Raw genomic sequence first — 22,799 nt, 5'->3', positions numbered from 1 at the left:
TATCGACCTACGCGAATGTCCTCTTCCATTGCCGCGGCATACGCCTCGGCATCGAGCTTCACGGTGAAGCTACGGCCGCGCTCGCGGCGTTTGCCGTCGTGGTGTTCGTGCCAGACGACGCGCCATCTCTTGCCGCGTTGAAACTTCGAGGTGCGGAACTCATCGGGGAGTTTGTTCAGTGCGCGCAGTTGTGCAGCTGTCGGTGGGATGCGGCGCAGTGACCCGTCGGGCATGATCACTTCGGCGTCCTTGACCCAGAGATCGACGATCCATGTGGCGGCCATCATGCTCTCCTGGCGATTGGTGGACGGGCGACTTGCTGTTGTGCGAGGTGTACCTCGAGCAGGCGCGGGGAGACTTGCAGGTGCAGGCACCAGGCGCCGGGGTTGTCGGGGTAGAGGCGTGCGACTCGCTCGAGTTCGGCGGGGTCGATGAGGCGACGTGCTGCCCATCGGTCGGCGAGTAGTTCGGCGCGCGGGCTCGAGCAGTAGTGGCCATAGTGCCGGTGGCCGAGTTCGTGCGTGAGCACCGACCGTTCCTCGATCGGTGTTAGGCCGGTTCGGATGAGGATGCGGTCGCTACCGGGGTAATAGCGGCCATCATCGGGGAGGTCGTGTCGGTACTCGACGTCGATGTCGTTGAGGGCGACGTAGGCGTGCGGGTCAAACATGTCGCGAGCATGCCACTAGCCTCCGACGGAACGAACTTTTGGTCAGCGTAGGAGCATCTCCGGTTCGAAACTCGAGATGGGGGTTGCGTCAATCTCGTAGTGCTCAAACAAGCTGAGCGTGTTGCGCAGCAAGCTATTCCGCTCCTCCGCTGGGCCTCGCCAAACAGTGTCATAGACGACAGTGATCGGGGTGTCATCGCGCAATTCGTGCTGTTCACTGTCAAGACGTACCGTTGCTCCGTGCTCTCGAATGATTGATACGCCGAGTAGCCAGGCTTGGATCTTTTCCATGAGGTTGTCGAGGTTCATCATGTCGAATGACCACGCGTGGGCCAGCTCCAGACTGGAACCTTGTTCGACTGCGAAGTCAAAGCTCAGTGGGAATGCATTCTCGACGCTTGGCGATGCGCTTACGTGCTCGAAGAACTCGACACTTGAAAGGCTTGATAGCGACTGTGCCAGCTTCTCGTGGATTAGCTTGCGTAGGAGCGTGCGAGCCTGCGACCGATCTTGTTGTTCCCGTTGAACCAAGTGAGAGAAGAGCATCTCAGCGGCAGCGGTAGCTGACTCGGCGAGTACTGGCCTTGGGTCAGCAACTCGGAATGAGTTATTACCGAGCTCCGCGAGGAGGTGCATGTATCGCTCGGAGATTGCATCGTCAACGGAAGCGAGCCATCCTTGCTGATCCGAGACTCGACGTTCGAGATCGCGTAGGGCATCACCGATGTCAGAGACCCGTGCGCCATCGCGTTGCGAACTGCCGGGTAAGATCTTGGCCGCCCAGTCGCCACCGTCGGCACCGGCAACGACACCGACGTTACGAAATTCGCCACGTGCCACGTCGGGAACCTGGCGTAGTAGCCAAGTTTGGTAGATCATTGCCAGTCACTTCCTTCCGTGTACTTGGCGACTTGCGTGAGTAGCGCCGTTTCTGAGACGTGACGCGACGTCGGGGATCCGGGTGGTGATGAACCAGCCTAAGGCTTCGAGGTCACGATTTGGAGTACCCCAGCAAGCAGGTACCTGTGCAATGACGTCTAGGACTTGCTTGTGTGTGATTGATTCCAACTCGAGCGCCGCAGTCTCGAGCGAATCCGGGTCAAGGGCGCTTAGGTCGGCCCACTGATTGTCGACGCCAACCAATTGGAATAGATCACATTCAGTCCAGTCGCTCTCCTGGGTGTACATCCAAAAGCCGTGGTCGTGGCTCCAAATCGAGTGGTCACGTGGGTGTTGATAGAGCCATTGAGGGTCGCCTCCAAGGAACAGATCCCAGAGAGCAGCCAGGTGTGCTTGTCGGCGCTCATTATCATCGCGCTTGGGATATTGGAAGGCCTCGGCAGGATGCTCGGTTACAAGCTCGATGTGGGTTGACGCATGGCCGATGACAGGCCCATCGAGATGCATATATCGGTCTCCCCAAAGTGGCCTGCCAGACCAGCTGTTAATTAGGTCGGCGTCAACGTTGACTAATTCTCTATGAGGTGTCGGGCCAGCAATAAGAGTTGAAAACCCTCCGATGACTGTCTCATTGACGAGTACCTGGGTGCCTTGCGGGTTGCCAGGCAACTTGACCCAGACTTCGGAGCCATCGTCGAGAAGTCCGAAAAAACAACCGGCACCAGAGTCAGTAGCTACGTGAAGTGGAGCAACGAGCGTTCTGACCGCGACTCCCCTGGGATATCCGTCCAGGATTCCAAACCACGATGCGCGCGTGCCAGAGATTGAGGTGATCTTCCGAGTCATGTGGTCTCCGGGTCGACGGTGTCCCGTGAGTGCTCGCCGGTCTTTGAACCAGATGATTCATTGGTAGGTCGGAATGCTGGTCTGCCGGGAGGGCTGTTGAGTGTATGAGGTGGAGTTGCTTTGCCGTCGCGAATTGCGAACCAGTAGTTGGCGATGGCTTTGATCTCGGCGAGTTCGCCCTGGTCGAGGTTGAGTTGTTCGGCGTTCTTGTAGACGCCCCACCATTTGCGTCCGTAGAGGTCGGCTGAGTGTGGGTCGGCTGGTCCATCGACAGGTGGGAAGACGCTGCCTGCGATATCGTGCCGGCGTTGCAGGGTCGGGTGGGGTGGCATGCCGAGGAGTGTGCGGGCGTCGATGACTCGGGCGACCATCTCGTCGTGGTGGCTCGGTTCGAGAACGGCGAGCGGTGCTCCTTGGATGATGCTGGTGACGTCTTTGAGTCGAAGGCCGACGGCTCCGGCGCCACGCCCGTAGCCGATGACGACGGCTGGGCTTGGGCCTTCAAACCCGTCCACGATGACTCGTTGGCCGACGAGTGCCGGTTCGCGGAGTCGCCAGTAAAAGCTGTAGCCGGTGTCAGGGTCTGTGCCATCGGGCATGAGTTCGTTGACGTCGCGGTAGGCGACGCGGACGATGAGGGGCTTGCCTGGCCCGTGTTCGGGGATCGCGGACGCGAGGTTGGCCCGGTAAGCCTGCTCGGCCAGGAGAGCAGCGCGTTTGGCTTCTCGCTTCGGCTGGCTACGGCGGCGTGCGTAGATGATCCAGAGTGTGATTGCGGCGATGAGGAACAGCGCGCCGACGGGCGGAAGCCAACCGAATAGAAATGTGCAGGCGGTCGAGATCCAAGCCCATTGCAGGATCGACAGCTTCTTCATCCATTCCATGCCTACGGCTCCTCGTGGTAAATGTCTTCGACGGAGTGGACGCCTCGTTTGGTTGCGGCGGACTGTTCCTCGTGGTCGAAGTCGTCGAGCAGGTCTTTGGGTGCGGTGACGGGTTCGTTTCGCGCAGTCCGGGCGGTGCGCATCTGGTCGAGATCCGTGACGTTCTCGAGGGCAGCCTCTTCGCGAAGCGTTGCGCGATGCAGGAGATGACCGAGCAACTTGGAATCGGGGAGTAGCTCGAGCTGTGCCGGTGTCGCGAGGTGGTTGACTTCGGCCTGATCGATCCAGCCGGCGGCGATTAGGCCTTCAAGCATCGGCAGGTCGAGCGTTTCGAGCGCGGCCACCACGAGGTGGATCGGCAGGCGGGGAAGTCGGTGTCGGTAGTAGGTGGATCGAGACACGCCCGCAGCCTGTCCGATTGCTTCGACGCTCGTGAGATCGGTTCGTGCGAGCACGAATGTCTCGAAGTCGGTGTACTCGGTTCGTGCCATGTCCCCATTCTGTCCCACTTGCGAGACGAATAAAGGTCACAGGCGGTTCGCAGACTTGTAGATAAGTCCCAATGCTGGGACATATATTCGAAACAAGTGTTCGAACTCGGGACTGTGGTGTTACTCTCATTGTGTAGTCGCACAAATGAGACGAAAGGTCGCACCAGTGACACCTAAACTTCGGGTTCGTGAGGGCTTCCTCGCCAATCGTCGCCGCGAACGCGGCCAGACCTCTATCGATGAACAGGCAGACGAGCTTGGTATCGGTCGCTCGACGCTCTATCGGCTCAACGCAGGTGCACAGCCTGCATCGGAGGTTGTCGCAACACTTTGCCTCCACTACGGCTATTCAGCCGGTGAAGTCGTTGAGCCGTACGACGCAACGCCCTCTGAAATGGCGGGGGTGGCCTCGTGATCACGCTCATCTCTATCCCTCGTCCAGGAGTCGGCCTGACCGACGATGCTGTCGCTTATCTCGAGGGTGCTGGCTTCACTCCTGAAGAGTGGGCGAAGCGTCACGATGACGCTGATGGCATGTGGCGTGGCGACTACTGCGGTTGCCCGGATGACCGTTGCGTCGGGAACCATCACGCGGTCGATGCTGACTGCTACTGCTTGATTTCGCTCGTTGAGGAAGCGATGCAGGAGCGGCGGGCGGAATCATGAGTATTGCGCCAGTCACGCCTATCGGTTCGCTTGAGATCTCGGCGGACGATCCCGAGCTCGATGACATTCGGCTGATGCGGGCGAGCGAATTTGCCGCTCTTGCCGGTGTCGCTCAGTCGACGTTGCACCGTTGGGATGCCGACGGCGTCGGGCCGGTGCGTCTGCGCCTTGCTGGATCGACGATCCGCTATCGCGAAGCCGACGTCCGTGCATTCATCGAGGAGAGCGCCAAGGATGCTGTCGCCGCACGCGAAGCGCGAGCCGAACTTCGGGCGGTGACCTCATGAGCGCGCTCGAGTTGTTCCAGTTCGAGGGCGCGGAGGTGCGTGTCGTCGTGATCGACGACGAACCGTGGTTCGTGCTTGCTGATCTTGCTCGCGTTCTTGATCTTGCGAGCACCTCACGCCTCGCTGCTCGGCTCGACGAGGGTGTGCGTCAGACGCACACCCTTCCGACCGCAGGCGGTGCGCAAGAGATGACCGTCGTCAGCGAAGCTGGCATGTACGAAGTGGTCATCCGGTCGGACAAGCCGGAGGCCGTGGCGTTCCGTCGCTGGATTACGAGTGAGGTGCTGCCGTCGATCCGCAAGTCGGGGTCGTATGCAGTGGCCGCGCCGACTGGTTCTGAATTGCTAGCGCTCGCGGTGCTCGAAGCACAGTCGATGATCGCCGCGAAGGACGCGCACATCGCTGAGATCGAAGCGAAGGTCGCCGAGGACGCGCCGAAGGTCGAGTACGTCGACCGGCATGTTGCCGCGGGCGACGACGTCGTGCTCTTGCGCGACATGGCCGCGCACTACGGCATCGGCGAGGGCGATCTGCGTCAGCGGTTGAGCGAGCGCCGGTTCATCTACCGGAAGCTGATCGGCCAGCGGTGGAGCGGTAAGCAGGGCCGCATCGTCGACGAGTACGAGTGGCGCGCCTATGCCGAGCACTCGCACGAGTTCAGTTTGCGGGCTCAGCACAACGCGCCCCGTCACCACAACGGCCAGGTGCGGCAGACGCTGTACGTGCTCGCCGCATCTATGCCGCGCATCGCCGCGCGCATCGGCCTCATGGCCGCCGAGATCTCGAAGTAAACAGATGGCCCCGTCGAGGTCGTAGCTCGCGGGGCCGGTCGACAACAAGCCTGTAGGAGGGCCGGTGTCTATCTCAATCAAATCAGGTGACCGATCGGATGGTCGAGTCGTCACGGAAATTCACTGCCGCACCGATGCCGATGCGCAGCGGGTGATTGCCGGGTTCAACGCGCTCGCTACCGAGATGTACGAGCGCGGCGACATGGAGTCGGTGCGCTTGTGGCGTGACGCGGCGGACGACCTCGAGATGGTCGCAGGGACGGTGAGCAACCGATGAGTAAGCGTGCCATTTTGGCTGGGCTCGTCGTGGCTGGCGCCTTCGCGCTCGCGATTGCGCAGGCGTGGGTCGCGCCTGCGGCCGCGTTCGGCGGCATTCTGATCGTCGCTGGCGGAATTACCGCCGCGGCGTTGATTCTCTCGTCGGGGGCGGAAGCATGACCCGCGGCGTGCAGGCGGCGTTCCGTGAGCTGCGGAAGCGGTTCCCGATCGAGCCGAACATGTTCGTGAAGTGCGGGCATGACGGCGGAGATCTCGCGGTCGGGGTGTTCGTGCTCGCCGGCGGCCATGACGTCGAGCCGATCTGGTGTCCGGTGAACGACCTCGATGAGATGGGCGGGCACATCGTCATCAGTGCGGGCGGCCGCTGGATTCTCACGTGCCCGGTCTGTGACGAGCGTCTCGACGTCGAGGCGGAATCGGCGGCGAGCGTGTTCGACGACCTCAAGCGCGCGCAACGCTCGCACCTCACCATGTGGGGTCTGCGGGATGCGCTCCGGTTCAAGCCGGGGGTGGTCCGTGTCTAACCGCATCGAGATCGTCGAACGTGCATCGGCGGGACTGACCTGGTGGTGCGTCGAACTGACGCTGACGAAACATCTTCGTGGTCGCACGGAGATCATCGCGTCTCGCGCGTGGGTCGGTGACGAGGCGAAGGCGAAGTGGTTGGCCGATCTCGTCAACGAGGCTCCGCATCATCCGGCGCTCAAGGCAATGCAGTGGCTTTCGCTCGCAGAGGTGCCGTCACCGGCGGCATGTGCGAGTCGCGCTATCGAACTCGACGGACACATCGCGTCCGTGATCCCAATTCGTGGCCGGGAGGCCGAGGTACAGGAGGTGTGCTCATGAGTAAGCAGTACGAGAAGGGCGTTGTTGTTGTGGACGCGGACGCGCCACGGCTGGTGTGGCTCGATGCTCGCGCCGAGGGCGTGACGGCGTCGGAGATTCACGAGATCGCTTCGGGCGACCTCAAAGTGTGGGAGCGCATCCTCGAGCAGAAGCTCAACGGGTCGCGATTCCAGGGCAATGCGCACACTCGCCGGGGGAATGAGCGTGAGGCGCTCTTGCTGGATTTCGCGGCGACGATCGATCCGACGATTGAGCCGAACGGGGCGCTTTGGGCTGCCGCGCTCGACGGACGTTTCCGTGGCACTCCTGACGGCATTGGTGACGGCACGGTCGCTGAGGTGAAGTCGCATGCTCATGGGCACAAGCTTGCTGGCGTGCCGCCGGAGCATCGGGCGCAGATGCAGTGGCAGATGCTCGTCACCGGCGCCACGCGCGCGCTCTACGTGCGCGAAGTGATGGACGAAGACGGGCTCGGCGCGCTCGATGACCCGGACTGGCAGTGGATTCACCGCGATGACGAGTACATCGCCTACCTGGTCGGTCGCGCGGTCGCGTTCCTCGACTGGTGGGACGACGACATGACAGTGGTCGCCTCAATCTCAGGCGACGACGAGGAGCTGCTCAAGGTGTGGCTTGCTGAGAAGGCGAAGCTGACCCCGGTCGAGAAGTCGGAGGCGGCGGCGAAGCGGAAGCTGACGGCGGCGATGAAGGCGCGTCAGGGGTCGAAGTTCGGTGTGCAGTTCCTCACCGACGGCGGTGGCGCGGTGTTGACGGGTGCGTCGTGGTCGCGGTCGCTCGACGAGTCCCGTGTGCCGAAGAGCTTGCTTGATGCGCGTACCGAGCTTCGTGCACGGGCCGATCGCGCGAACACGGCGCTCAAGAACCTTGAGGACGATCTGCTGCGCGAGTATGGCGTGGATTCGCCGTCGGGGTCGCAGTCGCTCCGCCTTATCGGGGGTGCGAAGTGAGCGCACAGACTGCGTCAACGATCGCGGAGATTGAGCGCATCGTTCTCGCCTCGGGCGAGTGGGACGGCATCGAAGAGGTCGAGTTCTCGGTCGACGGCAGTACGTGGTCGACGGTGTTTGTACCGGAAGAGACTGACCCGACCGCGTTCGCGCGGGCCACGGTGCACCGCAAGGGCGTATCCGCGCCGACACGGGTGACGATCTCGTGGGCCGAAGCGGTGCCGCTCGACGAGGAATGGCGTGCGAAGTGGAACCGTAACCCGATGGCGTTGTTCGGGTCGGCCGCGATCCGCGCTGCATACCGTCGAGCGTTCCGCGACTTGGTCGAGATCCTCCCGAACGCCGCTGAAGGCGATGGCGAGCCTGCCGAACCTGTCGAAGAGATCGATTGGTCGGCACGGATCAAGGAAGCCAGCACGCTCGACGAGGTCATGCAGATCGGGGCCGAGGCGAAGCGCGTGCGCGCGTTCACGACGGTGCTGGATCGCGAATGGCGGGCACGTCGACGTGAACTTGAGGCTCCCGCCGCGGTTGAGCAGGTTACTTCGGCGAAGCCGTCTCGGAAGCGTCGCCGCAAGCCTGCGGGCGACTTGAACAAGAGCATGACTGCTCTTCAAGAGCAGGTCGTGGCGGATGAGGCGGCGCGGCATTCGCGGCCGACTCCTCGCGTGCTCGACAAGAAGCGGGGTGCGTGATGGCTGAGCACATTGACCCGGAGACGGGCGAAGTGATCGATGCTCCATTGGGGCTTGTGCCGCTGAATCTGTCGGCGTTGTCGGAGGATGAGTTGGCGGCGGCGCTCGCGACTCCGCAGCAGGCGTATGCGGCGTTGCAGAAGGCGCGGTCGTTGAATGCGCGCGTGCCGGCGGGTCTCGATAAGTATCGGCGTGCGTTGCGTGCCGCGGAGCGTGATCTGTCGCTCGCGAAAGCGGTCGAACTGAAGCGTCTCCGTGAGGAATGGTCGAAGGCGACGTTGACGGAGCTTCGCGAGCTCGCAACCGTCAGCGACGCGGTGCAGGAAGCGCTTGATGCGCGCGACACGGCGTGGCTGTTGTTCGAGTACGCGCAGGACTGGGCGAAAGCTATCGCGGCGGATATTGACCTGTTGCGGTCGATCAACGCGAACGTGCGAGCGGAGCACAAGTCATGAGCGCGATACTCAACAACCAATTCTTCGCACGTCCGTCGGTTCCGTACGAGCAGTTCATTCGCGACAAGGTTGCCTTTGACCGATCCTTCGGGTTCGAAGTTGACGACACCGAGATTTCGCCGACACTGAAGCCTCACCAGCGGGACATCGTGAAGTGGGCGGTAGCTGGTGGGCGTCGCGCGATCTTCGCGCGGTTCGGGCTCGGCAAGAGCGTCATGCAGCTCGAGGCTCTGCGGTTGGTGATCGGTCATCACCGGTCACCGGTCTACGGAGGGCGGGCGCTCATTGTTGCGCCGCTCGGCGTGCGCGGCGAGTTCATTCGCGACGGACACGAACTGCTCGACCTCGAGGTGCGGTTCATCCGCCGAACCGAAGAGATCGACACGGCATGGAGCGGCATCTACGTCACCAACTACGAGAGCGTGCGCGACGGCAAGCTCGACCCCGACGAATTCGCGGCGGTGTCGCTCGACGAAGCGAGCGTGCTGCGCTCGTTCGGGTCGAAGACGTACCAAGAGTTCCTGCCATTGTTCGATCGGGTCTCGTTCCGATTTGTGGCAACTGCCACGCCGTCACCGAACCGACACAAGGAACTGATCCACTACGCCGGGTTCTTGGGAATCATGGACACTGGCCAGGCGCTGACGCGCTTCTTCCAGCGCGACTCGACCAAGGCCGGCAACCTCACGTTGTACCCGCACAAGGAACGCGAGTTCTGGCTGTGGCTCAATACTTGGGCATGTTTCGTGCAGCGACCTTCCGATCTTGGGCACTCCGACGCTGGCTATGACTTGCCGGATCTCACTGTCGATTGGCGTCCTGTCGAGGTCGACCTCATGTCGGGCGAGGTTGAGCGAGATGGGCAGGCGGTACTCGTTCGTTCTGGTGCTCGTTCGCTCGCGGACGCGGCGCGGGAGAAGCGCGATTCGATTGGCCAGCGCGTCGATGAGCTGATGCGCATCGTTCGCGCACATCTTGAAGATGGTGCCGGGCAGGTCGTCCTTTGGTGCGACCTAAATGCTGAACAAGATGCGATCGAGCGCGCGTTGAAGGCTAATGAGATCACGTTCTCGTCCGTGCACGGCGGGCTGGATGACGAAGAGAACGAGCGTCGGCTTGACGCATGGCGCGATCGCGAGACTGTGGCACTCATCGGCAAGCCGGTGATGCTTGGGCAGGGCATGAACCTGCAGCAGTCTCACGTTGCTGTCTTTGTAGGTGTGACGTACAAGTTCAATGACACCATCCAGGCCGTTCACCGTATTCAGCGGTTCGGTCAAGAACACGCCTGCACGGTGCATCTCATCTACGCGGAGACCGAAGCGGAGATCCGGGACGAGCTCGCGGCGAAGTGGGTGGAGCACGACGACCTGACTGAAACGATGTCGGATGTGATCCGAGAGTTCGGTTTGAACTCGGATGCGATCTCGCGCGAGCTCACTCGCACGATGGGGGTCGAGCGTGTCGAAGAGCATGGTGATGAGTGGACGATCGCGCTGAACGATTGCGTGCTCGAAACGCGTGATCACATGGCCGACAACTCGGTCGATCTCATCGTGACCTCGATCCCGTTCAGCAACCACTACGAGTACACGCCGAGCTACAACGACTTCGGGCACACCGATGACAACGCGCACTTCTGGGCGCAGATGGATTACCTCACTCCCGAGCTATTGCGAGTGCTGCGGCCGGGCCGAATCTACGCCTGCCACGTGAAGGACCGCATTCAATTCGGTGCCGTCACGGGTGCTGGAATCCCGACGGTGTCACCGTTCCACGCTGAGGCGCTCGCGCACGGGCTCAAGTGGGGGTTCGACTACATGGGCATGATCACGGTGACTACCGACGTGGTTCGCGAGAACAACCAGTCGTACCGGCTCGGATATTCGGAGATGCGCAAGGACGGGTCGAAGATGGGTGTCGGTTCGCCGGAGTACATCTTGTTGTTCCACAAGCCACAGACCAACCGTGCGAAGGGCTACGCGGACGAGCGGATCACGAAAGACGTCGACGGTTACTCGCTCGCGCGTTGGCAGATCGACGCTGCCGCGGACTGGCGGTCGTCAGGGGACCGGCTGCTTGCTGTAGATGAACTCGCAGCGTTACCCCCAGAGCAACGTTCGCGTCTGTTCAAACGTCAGTGGCGAGAGAACATCTACGACTTCGGGGCACATGTCGAGTTGGGTGAAGCGCTCGAGTCGAAGAAGGCGCTGCCTTCAACGTTCAAGAGCCTCGATCCGGGGTCGTGGCGGCCCGACGTGTGGGATGACGTCAATCGCATGCTCACGCTGAACGGTGAGCAATCTCGACGTGCGCTCGAGTTCCACATCTGCCCGCTGCAGTTCGACATCGTCGATCGGCTGATCGAGCGGTATTCGAATGTCGGGGAACTGGTATTCGATCCATTCGGGGGGTTGGGCACGGTGCCACTGCGGGCTCGGAAGCTCGGACGGCAGGGGCGGGCGTCGGAACTCAATCCGACCTCGTACCGCGATGCGGTCATGTATCAGCGCGAGATGGACGAAGCGCAAGCCGTGCCGACACTGTTCGATTTGTTCGATGAGGTGGCGTGATGGCTGTCGACAAGCGGTTGACCGCGCTGGTGCTCGCGCGCGATAACCACCTGTGCGTGATCGCCGGGCCACGGTGCGGGGGTTGGGCAACCGTGCCCGATCATCGCGCGAATCGCGGCGCTGGCGGATCTCGGGCGCTCGACGATGCCGCGAACCTCATCGCCGCATGCGGCGTGTGCAACGGCAACAAGGAAGACGCGACCGGGGAGTGGCTTCAGGATCTCATCCGTCGTGGTGTGCGCGTGCTGCGTCGCGGGCAACGTTCGGCGCAGGTGCTTACTCGTGCCCGTCTGGTGCCGGTCGAGTACCCGGATGGTACGTGGTGGCAACTCGATTCTGCGGGCGGTAGGACGCCGTGCTTGAGGTCGGTTGCGACGAGCGAGAGGGGCGAACGATGAACCTCAAGATGGGCGAGCTATTTGCAGGCTACGGCGGGCTCGGCATGGGCACGCACGCGGCACTGAGCCGGCTTGGCGTTGAGGTTGAGACGGCGTGGGTGTGCGAGTTCGATGAAGCGCCGTCGAAGTTGCTGGCGCAGCACTGGCCGGACGCGCCGAACCTGGGTGATGTGACCAAGGTGGACTTCACGAAGGTTGAGCGCGTGGACGTGCTCACGGGTGGGTTCCCTTGTCAGGACGTGTCGCTTGCGGGTCGTCGCGCTGGCATGGGTGCCGGTACGCGCTCGGGCTTGTGGTCTGAGTTCGCGCGTGCGATTGACGAGCTTCGTCCGGGGCTTGTCGTGATTGAGAACGTGCGCGGGTTGTTGTCCGCGCGGGCAGGGAAGGCTCACGATGCTGATTTGGAATATTGCCCTATCTGTGTGGGAGACGGCGACGGTTCAGATTTGCGGGCACTCGGAGCGGTTCTCGGAGACTTGGCCGAGCTCGGGTTCGATGCGGAATGGGGTCTGCTCGCCGCGTCCGCCGTTGGGGCGCCGCATCGCCGGGAGCGGGTATTCATCGTCGCCTGGCCTGCCGACTCTGACGGCGACCTATTCAGGGAACTCGCCCGAAGAGCATTTGCGGAAGAAACCGGGTCGCAAGAAGGTGACGGATTTGCGGATTCTGGTGGAGGAACTGGGTTTGTAAGCCTGTTCCGTACGCCGTGCGCTGCTGAGGCTGAGGGTGGGCGCCGGAATCCGGATCGTGAGGGTGCGACGATGCGGCTGTCTGATCAGGTGTTGGAAGAGGTGGAGGCGGGCAATTTGTTGCCGACTCCGGAGGCTGCGCTTGGTGTGCGTGGTGGTGCGCAGGATCCTGTGCGGCGTCGTGAGGGTGGGCATTCGGTGTCGCTCGCGGATGCGGTGCATGTGTTGCCGACGCCGACGGCTTCGGCGGGGGACAAGGGTGGGCCGGGCCAGCGGTATGGGTCGGGTTCGCTCACGATTACGTCGGCGGTCGCGATGTTGCCTACGCCGAAGGCAGGCGATGCGGACTTTGGCACGCCTCGCACCTCGGGGCGACCGCCGGAAATGTCTACGCATCTCGCTACTCGCATCGCTTACCGGGACTTTGGCGAGTATGCGCTTGCGGTTGAGCGGTGGTCGGGCGTGATTGGTCGTCAGGCGCCGTCGCCTACTGAGGTAGGTCCGAAGGGGGGTGCCCGCCTGTCGTCGGCGTTTGTCGAGTGGATGATGGGCGTGCCCAAGGGGCACGTTGTCGGTCATGGCTTGACTCGCGTGCAGGAACTCCGTGCGCTCGGGAACGGTGTCGTTCCGCAGCAGGCGGCCGCCGCGGTGCTCGCGCTGTTGGCGCGCGCGTGGTCGGAGGTGGCGGCATGAGCATGCCTGAGTACGCGATGACCTATATCGCCTATTGGCCGGAGCATGAGGTGCTCAAGGTTGGTCGTGCCTGGAAGTGGTCGCGGATTGATCTGCTGACTCGTTCGGGTGCGGTGATTGTGTCGGTGGCTCGTGGTACGCCGGCGAATTGGGAGCGGTTCGCGCTCGAGGAGTTGTCGTACTCGTTCCCGAAGGCTTTCGAGCGTTGGGAGGACGCCTTCGGCATTCTCTGGCGCGGGCGCGGGTGGACGGAATGCTTCCACGTCCCTGAGGCGCTGCTGAATCTTGCTCTGGAAGCGGTGATTGCGGGGTATGCGCGTGGCGATGAACCGATTGAGGTCGTTGAGACCGGAGGACTGGACGAACGCGAACCTGGCGAGGGCGTCGACGTTGGCGCGGATGACGGGCCTTGGCCTGCACCTGTTTGCGGACGATCACGGGCGGGCGGAAGCACGTCCGGCGCTGATCAGGGCGGCGCTCTACCCGGAGGACGAGTCGGTGACGACGAGTCTCGTGGAGGAGCATCTGCTGGAACTCGACGACGTCGGCTTCTTGCGCCTGTACACGTCGGAGGGTCGGGATCTGTTGCAGCTCCTGCATCCGACGCGGGTGGATCGGCCGACGAAGTCACGCATCCCGGAGCCGCCTCGGGAACGCTCGCGAGGATTCGCGGCTGTGGGGAGTGGGCGGGTGTTGCGGGAGCGGGTCGAGGCGTCGGCGGAGTGGGCCGAGTGGGAGGCCGCGCAGGAGCGTGGGGCCGCACCGCCGGTCAGGCCGCTGCTGCTGGATGCTCCGCCGATTGGGTGTCCCGATCATCCGAACGGACGGTTCGCCGATTGCGGGCCTTGCGGTACGGCTCGCCGCCGGCATTCCGCATGGCTGGCTACAGCGCGTTATTCGCAGCAGGTCGACGAGTACGAGAGATCAAGGAGGGTGACTGATGAGCAAGCGGACTATTACGACGAAGAACCATTTTGACGGGTCTACGACGGTGCCGGTGACGATGCCGACTGATGTGTGGGCGAAGCTCGCGGTTGTTGCGGATCGTGCCGATGCTCGGGTCGCTGACGTGATCGCGGATGCGATTCGTGGGCTCGTGTATGTCGGGCGTCCGGCGACGTTCACTGAGGCGCAGCGTCGGGCGCTTGATGCGGTTGCTGGCGGGTGGGACGACTGGACCATCGCCGAGCAACTCGGTGTGCCGTTGCGCATGGTTGCGCAGTGGCGTCACGAAGCAGGAATGAAGCCGTGCCCACCCGGTCGCGGTCATGGACAGATTTAGGGAGCAGGACACATGGACGAGAAGAAGATGACGGCTGCCGAGTGGCTTCAGTTGCGGGCTCGGGTGGCGGAGTTGATCAAGCGTGAGCATCCGCGGATGGAGGTGCTGACGTCGGTGAAGATCGCTGAGGCGTTGATCACGCTCGGGGTGATCGACATTGATGCGGTGAAGGCGTTGTGGGAGCGGTCGGTTCGGGATCTCGAGCCGGTGGAGGTCGACGAGTAATGGCTGGCGAGACTCTGATCACTGTGGTGGGCAACCTGACGGCTGATCCTGAACTGCGGTATACCCCGAACGGTCTTGCGGTCGCGAACTTCACGATCGCCTCGACTCCTCGCATCTTCGACCGTCAGTCGAACGAGTGGAAGGACGGCGAAGTGCTGTTCCTCCGCGCTTCGGTGTGGCGCGAATTCGCCGAGCACGTTGCTTCGTCGATGACGAAGGGCCAGCGCGTGATCGCGCAGGGCAAGCTCAAGCAGCGTTCGTATGAGACTCGCGAGGGCGAGAAGCGTACGACCTTTGAGCTCGACGTTGAAGAGATCGGTCCGTCGCTGCGGTATGCGACTGCGCAGGTGACGCGCACGTCGGGACGGGGTGGCGCGGGGCAGTCGCATGAGGCGTGGTCGCGGTCGGTGCAGGACCGTGCTGATTCGCCGTCGTCTGGGTGGGGTTCGCCGCCTACGGATCTTGGTTTCCAAGACGAGCCACCGTTTTAAGGAGTGCAGAGCAGTGAGTGATGCGACTGTGACGACGATTCCGACGCTTTATGCGCGCATGCACGTGTGCGTGATCAGTGATTGTGACTTTCTAGACGAGGAGTATTCCGATGAGTGAGTCGGTTCGTGACCGTATCGCGCGGGCTATCTACGAGAGCGATAAGCGCGAATGGGCCTGGACTTGGGACGCGCTTCTTGAGGGCGGCAAGAACCGCCCCTATCCCGACTACCCGCATCTGGTCGATGACTACTACCGGCAGGCGGATGCGGTTCTGTCTGCCGTGCTCGGTAGTGCGCAGCGGGCGCGGTTGGCGGAGCGTGACGCCGAGCGGATCGCGGAGCTGGAAGCCGAGGTCGAGCACCTGCGGGCGCAAGTCCCGCCTTGCGACGGCGGGTGCTCATACGGCGACGGACCACAGGAGGATTGTTCCGCGCATGGTCGGCGCCCGACCGACCTATGGCGCCTGCTACACGAGGAGCACGAGATGGGCCGAGCGGCGCATGAGCGGGCTGAGGCTGCCGAGGCGAAGATCGACGCCGTGCGGGAGTTCTGCTTGGAGCGCACTGAGGGCTATGCGGACGACCCGTTCGACTACGTCTTGCAGTTCGCGCTGAATGTCCTCGCGGTGCTCGACGGGAAGGAGACGACATGACGGAACGAATCGACCACGCCGCGGAAGCGCGGGAGGCGTTGGGAGGGAGCGGAGACGGGCGCAACTTCGCTACGGACGCGAGCCAGAACGCTATTGCGCACGCTTTGCTAGCGATTGCCGAGCAACAGCGCATCGCGACGCTCATCGCGTTGGCGACGCTCACCGACGTGGACACGGACGGGGACAAGCTGCGCGCAGACGCGATGGACCGGCTCGTTCGGTGGGTGCCACACGGCCCCGACGACGAGCACCCCGAGATGCGCCCCGAGATCGCTGCGGTGCTCGGGATCAAGACGAAGGAGACACCCAATGCGGCGCAGTGACCTGGAAGAGGCAGTGGCAGAAGCGAGGCGGTTCCTGGACCGCGCGGAGCGGGCGCTGAGCGCCGACCATGACCCGGACTACCCCTACCTGTACGGGCCGGAGGCGGCGGCGGTCAAGCGCGCGTCGATGGACCTGACGAAGGCCCTACCGAAGCTCAGGAGGACACGATGAGCGAGAGGACGAAGACGATGCCTGAGTTCACTGAGCGCCAAGCGGCGGCGTGGCCGGAAGCAATTGCCGAGGCCAGGCGGTACGTCGAGACGAGCACGATTCCGCTGGACATTGATCACTACGCGTGGCAGGTGACCTGGGCTGAGGAATCTCGGCCCGGTCGGGGCCACGGGTTTTCCGCCACGTGGTGCGACGGCGAGTACCTGGTGCAGGTCCACATGGACGTGTACGGCTATCCGTCCGTGTCGGTGGCTGAAACGACGTGGCTGCATTCCAGCAGTTACGAGGAGTGCGAGTGCTCATGGTGCGAGCGATATCGAGAGGACGAAGACGATGAGTATTGACCGACTCGTGACCGTGTACGAGAACGACTACGGCGAGAAGGCGTATCAGCCGACGCTCCCGGACGGGACAAGGCTCGTCTACGACTACTCGGCGTCGTGGGCTGGAGAGCCTCCGGACCCGGTTTGGACCAAGATCGGCCCGGTCCTCGTGCCATCTCAACGCCCGGTCCTCTATCGGTCCGAGCGACGTGCCCACCGGAAGGCCGCGAGGGAGCAGGCGCGACGAGACAAGCGCCAACGACAAGCATTCAGGGAGGTGCCGGGCGATGAGCAGTGACGAGGCGTTCGGGTGGCGGATCACGGATGAGGAGTGGCGAGAGTTCCAGGAGATCCCCGAGCAGGGGTTCTCGCATCGGGCATGGGTCGACTGCCGTTTGCAGCAGCGCATCGAGTGGCAGGCGAATCGTGACGCCGTGCGGATCGCGGAGCTGGAAGCCGAGATCGAGGGCATCAAGCGTCGTGACGCCGAGGTCGGCGAGGACGAGGGCTGGTGGGTCGGCGGAGCCTGGGGCGACTACGGCGAGGCCGTGGTGCCGCTGCGCATCCTCTCGTACGTGATCGACGGGAAGCTCGATGAGAAGGTCACCAGCATCGACCCCGGATTCGCTTTGACCTACGCCGAGCAGACCGCGCGTGCTGAGGATGCTGAGGCGAAGCTCGCCGAGGTGCGGGCGTACTGCATCGAGAACACCGAGGGCATGCCCGACGACCCGTTCGCATACGGCATCCAGGAACTGCGTCGTGTCCTCGCCTTGCTCGATGGGGGTGACGAGACATGACCGCCTGGAAGACACGGAGCGTCTACTACCGGAAGATCGCCGGGATTTCTACCGGGCTGAGGCGCGTGCTGTGCTCGAAGCCGTCTACGGGAAGGCAGAGCAATGAAGAACATAGACCTGGCGTCTACCGTTTCCCCGCCCATTTGCGCACAGTCATTCGGTCTACACCGAGGTCGCGCGCTACCGCTGCCTCGGCGTGGCCCTCGGCGAGGGCTTGCAGGGCGGCAGCCTGTGCTTCCTCGGTCGCTTTGGCGAGGGCGGCGCGGGCGCGCCGGAGTTTTGCCCCGGCGCGCTCTAGGTCGGTGGTCATGCTGCGATCATTCCACGGTTGCCGTTCCAGCGCGCCCAGCAGGCGTTAGCGGCTTCGCGGGCGGCTTTCTCGGTGAACTTGGTTGCCCAGGTCATCGAGCGGCGGTCAGAGGCGCGGCGGAGCAGGTGTACGAAGTCAACGATGTAGATGGTCTTGCCCGTGTAGGAGGTTTCCTGCCAGATGTTGATCTGGGTTGCGTTGTCTGCGGTGGTGGCGGTGGCGATGCGCTTGCTGTTCATGTAGATCACTCTACACCAATATCGGTAGAGTTGTCTACAGATCATTTAGGCGCGGAATCTTCAATTTTCCGCCCCGTTAAGAGGAAGGCAGAAGCATGAACGCGGCTGAGCGTGAGGCCGAGCGGCGCTACCCACTGTGGCTCCCGACTGGCGATTACGAAATCGACCGAGAGGACTACAGCGAACTCGATGCCCAGTGGCAGAACTATGACACGGAGCGCGACCGAGCCCACTTCGTCCAAGGGGCGAAGTGGCAGGCGGAGCGGGAGCGTGAGGCGGAGTTTCGAGCCCGGTTCCCGAATGGTGAAGTGGTCGGGGAATCGCGGATCAACGCTGGGGCTGCCGTCAACGCCTTGTACGAGGCTCACGCTGAGTACCCGTTCGTGATCGAGGACGAGCGGATCGTCGTGGAGAAGCGAACGGTCGGCCCGTGGGAGGTGATCGGCGATGAGTGACCTGATCGAGAGGCTGGTAGATCAGCGAGATACGTACCGGAGCCACCAAGAGCACTACTGGGCGGACACCCTCGCTGAGGCCGTGCATGCCCTGGAGCGGTACTACGCCATGCTGGATCGGCGCGAATACGCGGTCGCCCGCCCGGCTTCCATGCCGGACATGAGTGGCCGGGAGCGGTACACGCTGATCGTCGGGGCGACGTTCCCGACATGGGAGCAGGCGGATAACGCACGACGTCGCGTGCCAGCGCTACGGGACAGCCCCACGGTGATCGTGTCCCGGATCGCTCCCGGCTCTGACTGGGGGGAAGACGATGACCAGTAGAGAGCAGGTGCGCGAGGAGATCGCGCGGGAAGCGAGGGAGTCATGAGCATTTGGACGATCAAGTGCGACGGTGGTTGCGGTCGAGAGATGCACACCGATAAGCCCACGGTGCTGTGGTCCGTTACCACCTGCCCGGACTGCGAGCGAGAGGACGAAGACGATGAGCAGTGACCGGCTTGTGACCGTGTTCGAGAACGCCGACGGCGAGAAGGCGTATCAGCCGACGCTATTGGGCGGGACGCGCCTTTACAGCGATCGCACGATGTGCTGGAACGGCGAACCGCCCAGACGAGTGTGGGTATCGGCTGTGCCCCTGGACCGCGCGTGGTGCTTCACGGCGGTCCTCTATCGGTCGGAGCGACGTGCCCACCGGAAGGCCGCGAGGGAGCAGGCGCGACGAGACAAGCGCCAACGACAAGCATTCAGGGAGGTGCAGGGCGATGAGCAGTGACGAGGCACGGGCCGAGGCTGAACGCCGGTACGCGATGGAACACGGAGCGGGGTACTCGTATCCGCGAGAGGCTGTCGTGACGATGATGCGCGGAGCGTTCGTGGCGGGCGCGGAATGGCAAGCCGAGCAGCACAAGCCGCGTGGGTTACAGGAAGCCGAGCTATGTACGGGCATTACATTGCACGCGGCGATCGCCGTAGATGAGTCGCTAGCCAAGCTGCGCGCGCTCGGCGTTACTGATCCGAAGGGTGTTGCCGGGGTCATTGATTCAGGGATCGCACTTTGGGCTGCGGGCGTCGCACCGGTGGATGTGGTCACGTTGGTGAAGATTGCTCAGACAAGCGAGTTCGTCCGGCGGCACTTGCCGGAAGAGGGTGGTGGCTTGTGATGCCGTTCTGGGAGTACCTCGGATGGGTCTTGGTCATGCACGCCGCATTCGTTGCCGTGATTCTCTCCATCGAGTGGAACCGGAAGCCGGAGACGATCCCGCACCTGATTACTGGAATGTTCGATTGGCTCGCTGGCGGATGGAGAGATCGTGGATAAGTACCTTGACGCGCTTGTCGAGTTGCCGGATCTGCTCGAGCATCTCGCGCACATCGTGATGCCGGGCGCGCATCTTGGTGATGGACAACCGCGCTCGCGGGATTTGACGCCGGCACCGGTGCGCTTGGGTCCGCTCGATCAAGTGGACTTCAGCTTTGCTGAGCTGTGGAAGATGGAGAGCTACTTCCGGGAGGTCTTGAACCGGCACAACTTCGCGAGTACCGAGCACATGGTGCGCCGTGCCGTGAATGGTGAAGAGGTTGGTGTGCAGCTCGTCGTCACCGATGACCCAGACACACTTCGCACGTGGACGATCAACCTCACCGGGAGGCTCCGCGCTTGGTGGCCTGACGTCGTCGCGCATTCTGCTTGGCCGATCTACCGAGACCTCATGGACGTGTGGGCGATCCGCCCGATGCGGCAGTGGCCGCTCGAAGGTCGTGCCCCGGTGGCTCAACGCCCTCGGAAGTGTCCGGAGTGCGGTGCCGAGGTCTGGGCAGATCTGCAGCTCGACGGTGTGCGTTGCGACACCTGTCGGTGGGAGCGTCGCGCCGAGCGGTGGCGCCCGGTCGCACAGGCCGCGACAGAGCTAGGCAGATCTCGCCGCTCGCTTGAGGAATGGATCTCAGTCGGCGGTGTCACCTGTATCAAGCGCAACGGCAAGCGGCATGTCGAGCTTGGCGAGTGTGAGGAGTGGCGCGACTACCTCGAAGCCAAGCGACGACGGAACCTGCGACTGAAAGCCAAGTACCGGCCGGAGGTGGAAGCCGTCGAAACTGAATCCGGAGATTGGGAGATTGTTTTGCCCGAACTTCACAGTCCTGTAGTAGGGTGAGCCCTGCGAGATACGTGTGCCCCGACCAGATGACTGGCCGGGGCACACGCCGTTTCGGAAGACTATCGCCCGAGCAGGGTTGCCTTCGCCGTTGCGAACTCGTCGTCGGTGAGAACGCCTGCAGCACGGAGCGCGCCGAGTCGTTCGAGCTGGGCGAGTACGTCGTCGCCTCCACTGGCGGCGGCTGGTGCCGCGGCGGCAACGGTGACTTGCGGCATGGCGATGCGGCGCTCGCGGTCTTGAATCTCGTGCAGGCGAGCGCGGACCGCGTCGTTGATGAGGTCACGCACTCGTTGCGCATCGCTGATCGATTCGAGCAACACCTTTTCGGCACGGTCGCCGTGGGGCTCGCAATGCAAGACGATGTCGGACACTCCACGGGTGCGCTGTGCAAGCGACTGCTTCACATCGACATCCTTGACGGATTCGAGCGGAATCTGCTGCGACTGCGAAGTCAGCATGCCGCGCTCGAAGATGACGAAGCGTCGCGTGAGCCGGAACTTCCCGCCACCGACACCGGTCATGGTCTTCGAGGTACCTTCCCAGAGCACATCGTCACTCGAGCCTGCGGTGTCGTGCTGCACGCTTTCGCCGGAGGCACGCCGCACCATCCCAGTAGGGAGCTTCGGTAGGCGGTCGGAGACGCCTTGCAGACCGGAGAGTCGAGCGCGGAATCCGCCGGGCTCCTGCTGTACTCCAGGGTCATGAACCGCGACCGCACCGTCATCGACGACGACGACCTGCCAGCCATCCGGTGCTGGTGGCCATGACGGGTCCGGTAGCCAGCCTTCGGGAGGGAGCCACCCCTCGGGGGCAGGAGGCCAGCCGGGGGCGGGGTTGAATCGCAGCATTGTGTTCTCCATCGACACAGGGACAGTCCTGTCGCGATCCTATCCGGGCACATAGAACTACCAGGCCCGGCCAGGGGAGGAACGACAATGACCGACCCGTACTTGTGTAGCGATTGCGGCAAGGCATATGTCGTGCCTGGTCTAGCGAGAGATTGTGAGGCTCGTCATGAGCGTGCACGCCGGGCCGACTAACGCGAACGGTCACCGTCGCCGACAGCTCGTCGCTCGGGTCAAGGCGGAGGAAGACTACTGCGCACTCTGCGGTGGGATTGTCGACAAATCCCTTGGCATGATCGCGGGCGAGCACGGACCTCGCTGCGCGAAGCCTGAGTGCGCTGGTTGTGTTCCGCATCCGATGCGCGGCGAGGTGGACGAGGATCTACCGCGCGCTCGTGGTGGTTCACCGCTTGAACGCGCGAACGTGGCACTCATGCACAGGTCCTGCAATCAGGAGAAGGGCACGCGCACGATCGAGGAAGAACTCGCTCGACGCGCAGGCACCACTGCGCAGAGCGCGGCTGTGATCACGAACCTCGTCGAATGGTGACCGGCTCAAGCCACGGTCTGCCGACTTCGAGGTAGGGGGCACCACCCCCGCCCCCATCCCGGCAGGGCCGCCCCGGAGGCATAGGGCCGATCTCTCCCCGAAGTTTTTCCACACGGCACCGCGGTGCAATAAACCTCACTAGAGCGGGCTTCGGCATTGTCGCTGAGGCTCAATTGGACTCGATCCTTCACTCATTGAGGCTCGCTTGATTCTGTGCCGTGGTTCTGGTGTGCGAAATCGTGCACTTGCGTCTACCGCATAACTAAGCCATTTATGTGTGACATGCGTTAGAATTGAGAGCATGGAGCACCGCACCTGCATCGTCTGTAAGTCGCCGATCAACCTTCGGCGCGTTGACGCTCGGACTTGTGGTGCGAATTGCCGAAAGAAGCTGTCGAGAATGCCGGCATATCCGGCGGACATGATCGGTATTGACCGTTGGGTGCGATGGCAGCTCATCGATGGCCGAAAGGTTCCGCTGCAAGTCTCAGGACGGTACGCATCTTCGACCGATTCCGGTACGTGGTCGAGCTACCGGGAAGCCTCTCGCGCGAAAGTCGGTGACGGGCTCGGGTTCGTGCTCGACGGTGACGGCTTCGGCTGTTTCGACCTTGATGACGTCTTGGTCGACGGTGACCTTCTGCCGGCGGCCCGAAAGTTCCTCGACGAGCATGAGAGCTGGCTTGTCGAGATCTCGCCGAGCGGCAAGGGCTTGCATGTCTGGGTTTACGCCGACTCGCAAGCCGGATGGGTGCGAGACATCGACGGCATCAAAGTTGAGTTCTACACGCGAGGCCGATACATGACGATGACGGGAGTCAAGTTCCAGCAGTGAAAGGA

39 protein-coding genes are annotated in these 22,799 nt (G+C 62.9%); 30 read left to right on the top strand and 9 right to left on the bottom strand.

Annotated elements, in window-relative coordinates:
- The 6 genes from EG850_RS11215 to EG850_RS11190 form a co-directional block, all read right to left on the bottom strand.
- Nucleotides 1-287: hypothetical protein (locus tag EG850_RS11215; protein WP_214609554.1), on the bottom strand; the 287-nt coding region annotated here is incomplete at its 3' end.
- A complete protein-coding gene (locus EG850_RS11210; protein WP_124973512.1) occupies nt 284-670 on the bottom strand; it encodes an ImmA/IrrE family metallo-endopeptidase in 387 nt (128 codons plus the stop codon). The genes EG850_RS11210 and EG850_RS11215, both read right to left, overlap by 4 nt.
- Before the next feature lie 42 nt (nt 671-712).
- Nucleotides 713-1,549 carry a DUF3037 domain-containing protein gene (locus EG850_RS11205; protein WP_124973510.1) on the bottom strand — a complete coding sequence of 279 codons (837 nt, stop codon included), beginning with the start codon at nt 1,547-1,549 and terminating at the stop codon, nt 713-715.
- Nucleotides 1,550-1,555: 6 nt separating this feature from the next.
- A complete protein-coding gene (locus EG850_RS11200; RefSeq protein ID WP_124973508.1) occupies nt 1,556-2,416 on the bottom strand; it encodes a hypothetical protein in 861 nt (286 codons plus the stop codon).
- On the bottom strand, nt 2,413-3,300 hold the full coding sequence (locus tag EG850_RS11195; RefSeq protein WP_124973506.1) for a hypothetical protein: 888 nt from the start codon (nt 3,298-3,300) through the stop codon (nt 2,413-2,415). Before EG850_RS11195 ends, EG850_RS11200 begins: the two co-directional genes overlap by 4 nt.
- Nucleotides 3,301-3,302: 2 nt before the next feature.
- Nucleotides 3,303-3,791 carry a hypothetical protein gene (locus EG850_RS11190; RefSeq protein WP_124973504.1) on the bottom strand — a complete coding sequence of 163 codons (489 nt, stop codon included), beginning with the start codon at nt 3,789-3,791 and terminating at the stop codon, nt 3,303-3,305.
- 166 nt (nt 3,792-3,957) lie between these two features.
- Here EG850_RS11190 and EG850_RS11185 point away from each other — a divergent pair, with 166 nt between their 5' ends.
- The 24 genes from EG850_RS11185 to EG850_RS11080 all read left to right on the top strand — a co-directional run bounded on the left by EG850_RS11185 (nt 3,958) and on the right by EG850_RS11080 (nt 17,400).
- Nucleotides 3,958-4,206 (top strand): helix-turn-helix domain-containing protein, encoded by a 249-nt coding sequence (locus tag EG850_RS11185; protein WP_124973502.1) that lies wholly within the window; start codon nt 3,958-3,960, stop codon nt 4,204-4,206.
- Nucleotides 4,203-4,457, top strand: a complete 255-nt coding sequence (locus EG850_RS11180) for a hypothetical protein (protein WP_124973500.1) — start codon at nt 4,203-4,205, stop codon at nt 4,455-4,457. Before EG850_RS11185 ends, EG850_RS11180 begins: the two co-directional genes overlap by 4 nt.
- The gene (locus EG850_RS11175; protein WP_124973498.1) at nt 4,454-4,744 is read left to right on the top strand and encodes a helix-turn-helix transcriptional regulator; all 291 of its coding nucleotides are present in this window, start codon (nt 4,454-4,456) and stop codon (nt 4,742-4,744) included. Before EG850_RS11180 ends, EG850_RS11175 begins: the two co-directional genes overlap by 4 nt.
- Nucleotides 4,741-5,535, top strand: coding sequence for a phage antirepressor (locus EG850_RS11170; RefSeq protein ID WP_124973496.1), 795 nt, complete (start codon nt 4,741-4,743; stop codon nt 5,533-5,535). Before EG850_RS11175 ends, EG850_RS11170 begins: the two co-directional genes overlap by 4 nt.
- Before the next feature lie 64 nt (nt 5,536-5,599).
- Nucleotides 5,600-5,812 carry a hypothetical protein gene (locus EG850_RS11165; RefSeq protein ID WP_124973494.1) on the top strand — a complete coding sequence of 71 codons (213 nt, stop codon included), beginning with the start codon at nt 5,600-5,602 and terminating at the stop codon, nt 5,810-5,812.
- Nucleotides 5,809-5,973 carry a hypothetical protein gene (locus tag EG850_RS13325; protein ID WP_185715044.1) on the top strand — a complete coding sequence of 55 codons (165 nt, stop codon included), beginning with the start codon at nt 5,809-5,811 and terminating at the stop codon, nt 5,971-5,973. Before EG850_RS11165 ends, EG850_RS13325 begins: the two co-directional genes overlap by 4 nt.
- Nucleotides 5,970-6,338, top strand: a complete 369-nt coding sequence (locus tag EG850_RS11160) for a hypothetical protein (RefSeq protein ID WP_124973492.1) — start codon at nt 5,970-5,972, stop codon at nt 6,336-6,338. Before EG850_RS13325 ends, EG850_RS11160 begins: the two co-directional genes overlap by 4 nt.
- Nucleotides 6,331-6,660, top strand: a complete 330-nt coding sequence (locus EG850_RS13320; protein ID WP_185715043.1) for a hypothetical protein — start codon at nt 6,331-6,333, stop codon at nt 6,658-6,660. The genes EG850_RS11160 and EG850_RS13320 overlap by 8 nt, the downstream gene beginning before the upstream one ends.
- Entirely contained in the window at nt 6,657-7,628 is a 972-nt protein-coding gene (locus EG850_RS11155) for a YqaJ viral recombinase family protein (protein ID WP_185715042.1), read from the top strand. The genes EG850_RS13320 and EG850_RS11155 overlap by 4 nt, the downstream gene beginning before the upstream one ends.
- On the top strand, nt 7,625-8,323 hold the full coding sequence (locus tag EG850_RS11150; protein ID WP_124973488.1) for a hypothetical protein: 699 nt from the start codon (nt 7,625-7,627) through the stop codon (nt 8,321-8,323). Before EG850_RS11155 ends, EG850_RS11150 begins: the two co-directional genes overlap by 4 nt.
- Complete coding sequence (locus EG850_RS11145) at nt 8,323-8,778, top strand: hypothetical protein (RefSeq protein ID WP_124973486.1); 456 nt, start codon at nt 8,323-8,325, stop codon at nt 8,776-8,778. Before EG850_RS11150 ends, EG850_RS11145 begins: the two co-directional genes overlap by 1 nt.
- A complete protein-coding gene (locus EG850_RS11140) occupies nt 8,775-11,351 on the top strand; it encodes a DNA methyltransferase (RefSeq protein ID WP_124973484.1) in 2,577 nt (858 codons plus the stop codon). Before EG850_RS11145 ends, EG850_RS11140 begins: the two co-directional genes overlap by 4 nt.
- Complete coding sequence (locus EG850_RS11135; protein WP_124973482.1) at nt 11,351-11,749, top strand: HNH endonuclease; 399 nt, start codon at nt 11,351-11,353, stop codon at nt 11,747-11,749. Before EG850_RS11140 ends, EG850_RS11135 begins: the two co-directional genes overlap by 1 nt.
- Nucleotides 11,746-13,131 carry a DNA cytosine methyltransferase gene (locus tag EG850_RS11130; RefSeq protein ID WP_124973480.1) on the top strand — a complete coding sequence of 462 codons (1,386 nt, stop codon included), beginning with the start codon at nt 11,746-11,748 and terminating at the stop codon, nt 13,129-13,131. Before EG850_RS11135 ends, EG850_RS11130 begins: the two co-directional genes overlap by 4 nt.
- Nucleotides 13,132-13,530: 399 nt before the next feature.
- On the top strand, nt 13,531-14,109 hold the full coding sequence (locus EG850_RS11125) for a hypothetical protein (protein WP_124973478.1): 579 nt from the start codon (nt 13,531-13,533) through the stop codon (nt 14,107-14,109).
- Entirely contained in the window at nt 14,072-14,413 is a 342-nt protein-coding gene (locus tag EG850_RS11120; RefSeq protein WP_124973476.1) for a hypothetical protein, read from the top strand. The genes EG850_RS11125 and EG850_RS11120 overlap by 38 nt, the downstream gene beginning before the upstream one ends.
- Nucleotides 14,414-14,425: 12 nt before the next feature.
- A complete protein-coding gene (locus tag EG850_RS11115) occupies nt 14,426-14,638 on the top strand; it encodes a hypothetical protein (RefSeq protein WP_124973474.1) in 213 nt (70 codons plus the stop codon).
- The gene (locus EG850_RS11110; protein WP_124973472.1) at nt 14,638-15,129 is read left to right on the top strand and encodes a single-stranded DNA-binding protein; all 492 of its coding nucleotides are present in this window, start codon (nt 14,638-14,640) and stop codon (nt 15,127-15,129) included. Before EG850_RS11115 ends, EG850_RS11110 begins: the two co-directional genes overlap by 1 nt.
- A 110-nt stretch (nt 15,130-15,239) precedes the next feature.
- Complete coding sequence (locus EG850_RS11105; RefSeq protein WP_124973470.1) at nt 15,240-15,782, top strand: hypothetical protein; 543 nt, start codon at nt 15,240-15,242, stop codon at nt 15,780-15,782.
- The gene (locus tag EG850_RS11100; protein ID WP_124973468.1) at nt 15,779-16,105 is read left to right on the top strand and encodes a hypothetical protein; all 327 of its coding nucleotides are present in this window, start codon (nt 15,779-15,781) and stop codon (nt 16,103-16,105) included. Before EG850_RS11105 ends, EG850_RS11100 begins: the two co-directional genes overlap by 4 nt.
- Complete coding sequence (locus tag EG850_RS11095) at nt 16,092-16,277, top strand: hypothetical protein (protein ID WP_124973466.1); 186 nt, start codon at nt 16,092-16,094, stop codon at nt 16,275-16,277. The genes EG850_RS11100 and EG850_RS11095 overlap by 14 nt, the downstream gene beginning before the upstream one ends.
- A gap of 17 nt (nt 16,278-16,294) precedes the next feature.
- Nucleotides 16,295-16,621, top strand: coding sequence for a hypothetical protein (locus tag EG850_RS11090; protein WP_124973463.1), 327 nt, complete (start codon nt 16,295-16,297; stop codon nt 16,619-16,621).
- On the top strand, nt 16,611-16,898 hold the full coding sequence (locus EG850_RS11085) for a hypothetical protein (protein ID WP_124973461.1): 288 nt from the start codon (nt 16,611-16,613) through the stop codon (nt 16,896-16,898). The genes EG850_RS11090 and EG850_RS11085 overlap by 11 nt, the downstream gene beginning before the upstream one ends.
- The gene (locus EG850_RS11080; protein WP_124973459.1) at nt 16,888-17,400 is read left to right on the top strand and encodes a hypothetical protein; all 513 of its coding nucleotides are present in this window, start codon (nt 16,888-16,890) and stop codon (nt 17,398-17,400) included. The genes EG850_RS11085 and EG850_RS11080 overlap by 11 nt, the downstream gene beginning before the upstream one ends.
- A 124-nt stretch (nt 17,401-17,524) precedes the next feature.
- Here the strand turns inward: EG850_RS11080 and EG850_RS11075 are convergent, their stop codons facing one another.
- Nucleotides 17,525-17,710, bottom strand: coding sequence for a helix-turn-helix domain-containing protein (locus EG850_RS11075; RefSeq protein WP_124973457.1), 186 nt, complete (start codon nt 17,708-17,710; stop codon nt 17,525-17,527).
- Complete coding sequence (locus tag EG850_RS11070; protein WP_124973456.1) at nt 17,707-17,949, bottom strand: hypothetical protein; 243 nt, start codon at nt 17,947-17,949, stop codon at nt 17,707-17,709. The genes EG850_RS11075 and EG850_RS11070 overlap by 4 nt, the downstream gene beginning before the upstream one ends.
- A gap of 95 nt (nt 17,950-18,044) precedes the next feature.
- Between EG850_RS11070 and EG850_RS11065 the strand changes: the two genes are divergently transcribed.
- From EG850_RS11065 to EG850_RS11050, 4 genes are all read left to right on the top strand, one after another.
- Nucleotides 18,045-18,404, top strand: coding sequence for a hypothetical protein (locus tag EG850_RS11065; RefSeq protein ID WP_124973454.1), 360 nt, complete (start codon nt 18,045-18,047; stop codon nt 18,402-18,404).
- Nucleotides 18,397-18,729, top strand: coding sequence for a hypothetical protein (locus EG850_RS11060; RefSeq protein WP_124973452.1), 333 nt, complete (start codon nt 18,397-18,399; stop codon nt 18,727-18,729). The genes EG850_RS11065 and EG850_RS11060 overlap by 8 nt, the downstream gene beginning before the upstream one ends.
- 440 nt (nt 18,730-19,169) lie before the next feature.
- The gene (locus EG850_RS11055) at nt 19,170-19,568 is read left to right on the top strand and encodes a hypothetical protein (RefSeq protein ID WP_124973450.1); all 399 of its coding nucleotides are present in this window, start codon (nt 19,170-19,172) and stop codon (nt 19,566-19,568) included.
- A 150-nt stretch (nt 19,569-19,718) separates the two neighbouring features.
- Nucleotides 19,719-20,561, top strand: coding sequence for a hypothetical protein (locus EG850_RS11050; protein WP_124973448.1), 843 nt, complete (start codon nt 19,719-19,721; stop codon nt 20,559-20,561).
- A gap of 62 nt (nt 20,562-20,623) precedes the next feature.
- Here the strand turns inward: EG850_RS11050 and EG850_RS13315 are convergent, their stop codons facing one another.
- Nucleotides 20,624-21,412, bottom strand: coding sequence for a PH domain-containing protein (locus EG850_RS13315; protein WP_185715041.1), 789 nt, complete (start codon nt 21,410-21,412; stop codon nt 20,624-20,626).
- Nucleotides 21,413-21,578: 166 nt separating this feature from the next.
- On the opposite strand from EG850_RS13315, the gene EG850_RS11030 reads away from it, so the two are divergent.
- Together EG850_RS11030 and EG850_RS11025 are read left to right on the top strand one after the other, a co-directional pair.
- Complete coding sequence (locus EG850_RS11030) at nt 21,579-21,959, top strand: hypothetical protein (protein ID WP_185715040.1); 381 nt, start codon at nt 21,579-21,581, stop codon at nt 21,957-21,959.
- 400 nt (nt 21,960-22,359) lie between these two features.
- Nucleotides 22,360-22,794, top strand: coding sequence for a DNA primase (locus EG850_RS11025; RefSeq protein WP_124973446.1), 435 nt, complete (start codon nt 22,360-22,362; stop codon nt 22,792-22,794).
- The last annotated feature ends 5 nt before the right edge of the window (nt 22,795-22,799 follow it).

Origin of the sequence: Gulosibacter macacae (assembly GCF_003865375.1) — a bacterium.
Taxonomy (GTDB): Bacteria; Actinomycetota; Actinomycetes; order Actinomycetales; family Microbacteriaceae; genus Gulosibacter; species Gulosibacter macacae.
The sequence above is the reverse complement of the archived record's forward strand: the minus strand, read 5'-3'. Positions and strand labels throughout refer to the sequence as shown.

Excerpts from the sequence above, each read along its gene's own strand:
- EG850_RS11210 (WP_124973512.1), bottom strand. The coding sequence starts at position 670 with ATGTTTGACCCGCACGCCTACGTCGCCCTCAACGACATCGACGTCGAG.
- EG850_RS11205 (WP_124973510.1), bottom strand. The coding sequence starts at position 1,549 with ATGATCTACCAAACTTGGCTACTACGCCAGGTTCCCGACGTGGCACGT.
- EG850_RS11200 (WP_124973508.1), bottom strand. The coding sequence starts at position 2,416 with ATGACTCGGAAGATCACCTCAATCTCTGGCACGCGCGCATCGTGGTTT.
- EG850_RS11195 (WP_124973506.1), bottom strand. The coding sequence starts at position 3,300 with ATGGAATGGATGAAGAAGCTGTCGATCCTGCAATGGGCTTGGATCTCG.
- EG850_RS11190 (WP_124973504.1), bottom strand. The coding sequence starts at position 3,791 with ATGGCACGAACCGAGTACACCGACTTCGAGACATTCGTGCTCGCACGA.
- EG850_RS11175 (WP_124973498.1), top strand. The coding sequence starts at position 4,454 with ATGAGTATTGCGCCAGTCACGCCTATCGGTTCGCTTGAGATCTCGGCG.
- EG850_RS11170 (WP_124973496.1), top strand. The coding sequence starts at position 4,741 with ATGAGCGCGCTCGAGTTGTTCCAGTTCGAGGGCGCGGAGGTGCGTGTC.
- EG850_RS13325 (WP_185715044.1), top strand. The coding sequence starts at position 5,809 with ATGAGTAAGCGTGCCATTTTGGCTGGGCTCGTCGTGGCTGGCGCCTTC.
- EG850_RS11160 (WP_124973492.1), top strand. The coding sequence starts at position 5,970 with ATGACCCGCGGCGTGCAGGCGGCGTTCCGTGAGCTGCGGAAGCGGTTC.
- EG850_RS11155 (WP_185715042.1), top strand. The coding sequence starts at position 6,657 with ATGAGTAAGCAGTACGAGAAGGGCGTTGTTGTTGTGGACGCGGACGCG.
- EG850_RS11145 (WP_124973486.1), top strand. The coding sequence starts at position 8,323 with ATGGCTGAGCACATTGACCCGGAGACGGGCGAAGTGATCGATGCTCCA.
- EG850_RS11140 (WP_124973484.1), top strand. The coding sequence starts at position 8,775 with ATGAGCGCGATACTCAACAACCAATTCTTCGCACGTCCGTCGGTTCCG.
- EG850_RS11135 (WP_124973482.1), top strand. The coding sequence starts at position 11,351 with ATGGCTGTCGACAAGCGGTTGACCGCGCTGGTGCTCGCGCGCGATAAC.
- EG850_RS11130 (WP_124973480.1), top strand. The coding sequence starts at position 11,746 with ATGAACCTCAAGATGGGCGAGCTATTTGCAGGCTACGGCGGGCTCGGC.
- EG850_RS11125 (WP_124973478.1), top strand. The coding sequence starts at position 13,531 with ATGACGGGCCTTGGCCTGCACCTGTTTGCGGACGATCACGGGCGGGCG.
- EG850_RS11120 (WP_124973476.1), top strand. The coding sequence starts at position 14,072 with ATGAGCAAGCGGACTATTACGACGAAGAACCATTTTGACGGGTCTACG.
- EG850_RS11115 (WP_124973474.1), top strand. The coding sequence starts at position 14,426 with ATGGACGAGAAGAAGATGACGGCTGCCGAGTGGCTTCAGTTGCGGGCT.
- EG850_RS11110 (WP_124973472.1), top strand. The coding sequence starts at position 14,638 with ATGGCTGGCGAGACTCTGATCACTGTGGTGGGCAACCTGACGGCTGAT.
- EG850_RS11105 (WP_124973470.1), top strand. The coding sequence starts at position 15,240 with ATGAGTGAGTCGGTTCGTGACCGTATCGCGCGGGCTATCTACGAGAGC.
- EG850_RS11100 (WP_124973468.1), top strand. The coding sequence starts at position 15,779 with ATGACGGAACGAATCGACCACGCCGCGGAAGCGCGGGAGGCGTTGGGA.
- EG850_RS11095 (WP_124973466.1), top strand. The coding sequence starts at position 16,092 with ATGCGGCGCAGTGACCTGGAAGAGGCAGTGGCAGAAGCGAGGCGGTTC.
- EG850_RS11090 (WP_124973463.1), top strand. The coding sequence starts at position 16,295 with ATGCCTGAGTTCACTGAGCGCCAAGCGGCGGCGTGGCCGGAAGCAATT.
- EG850_RS11085 (WP_124973461.1), top strand. The coding sequence starts at position 16,611 with ATGAGTATTGACCGACTCGTGACCGTGTACGAGAACGACTACGGCGAG.
- EG850_RS11080 (WP_124973459.1), top strand. The coding sequence starts at position 16,888 with ATGAGCAGTGACGAGGCGTTCGGGTGGCGGATCACGGATGAGGAGTGG.
- EG850_RS11075 (WP_124973457.1), bottom strand. The coding sequence starts at position 17,710 with ATGACCACCGACCTAGAGCGCGCCGGGGCAAAACTCCGGCGCGCCCGC.
- EG850_RS11070 (WP_124973456.1), bottom strand. The coding sequence starts at position 17,949 with ATGAACAGCAAGCGCATCGCCACCGCCACCACCGCAGACAACGCAACC.
- EG850_RS11065 (WP_124973454.1), top strand. The coding sequence starts at position 18,045 with ATGAACGCGGCTGAGCGTGAGGCCGAGCGGCGCTACCCACTGTGGCTC.
- EG850_RS11060 (WP_124973452.1), top strand. The coding sequence starts at position 18,397 with ATGAGTGACCTGATCGAGAGGCTGGTAGATCAGCGAGATACGTACCGG.
- EG850_RS11055 (WP_124973450.1), top strand. The coding sequence starts at position 19,170 with ATGAGCAGTGACGAGGCACGGGCCGAGGCTGAACGCCGGTACGCGATG.
- EG850_RS13315 (WP_185715041.1), bottom strand. The coding sequence starts at position 21,412 with ATGCTGCGATTCAACCCCGCCCCCGGCTGGCCTCCTGCCCCCGAGGGG.
- EG850_RS11030 (WP_185715040.1), top strand. The coding sequence starts at position 21,579 with ATGAGCGTGCACGCCGGGCCGACTAACGCGAACGGTCACCGTCGCCGA.
- EG850_RS11025 (WP_124973446.1), top strand. The coding sequence starts at position 22,360 with ATGCCGGCATATCCGGCGGACATGATCGGTATTGACCGTTGGGTGCGA.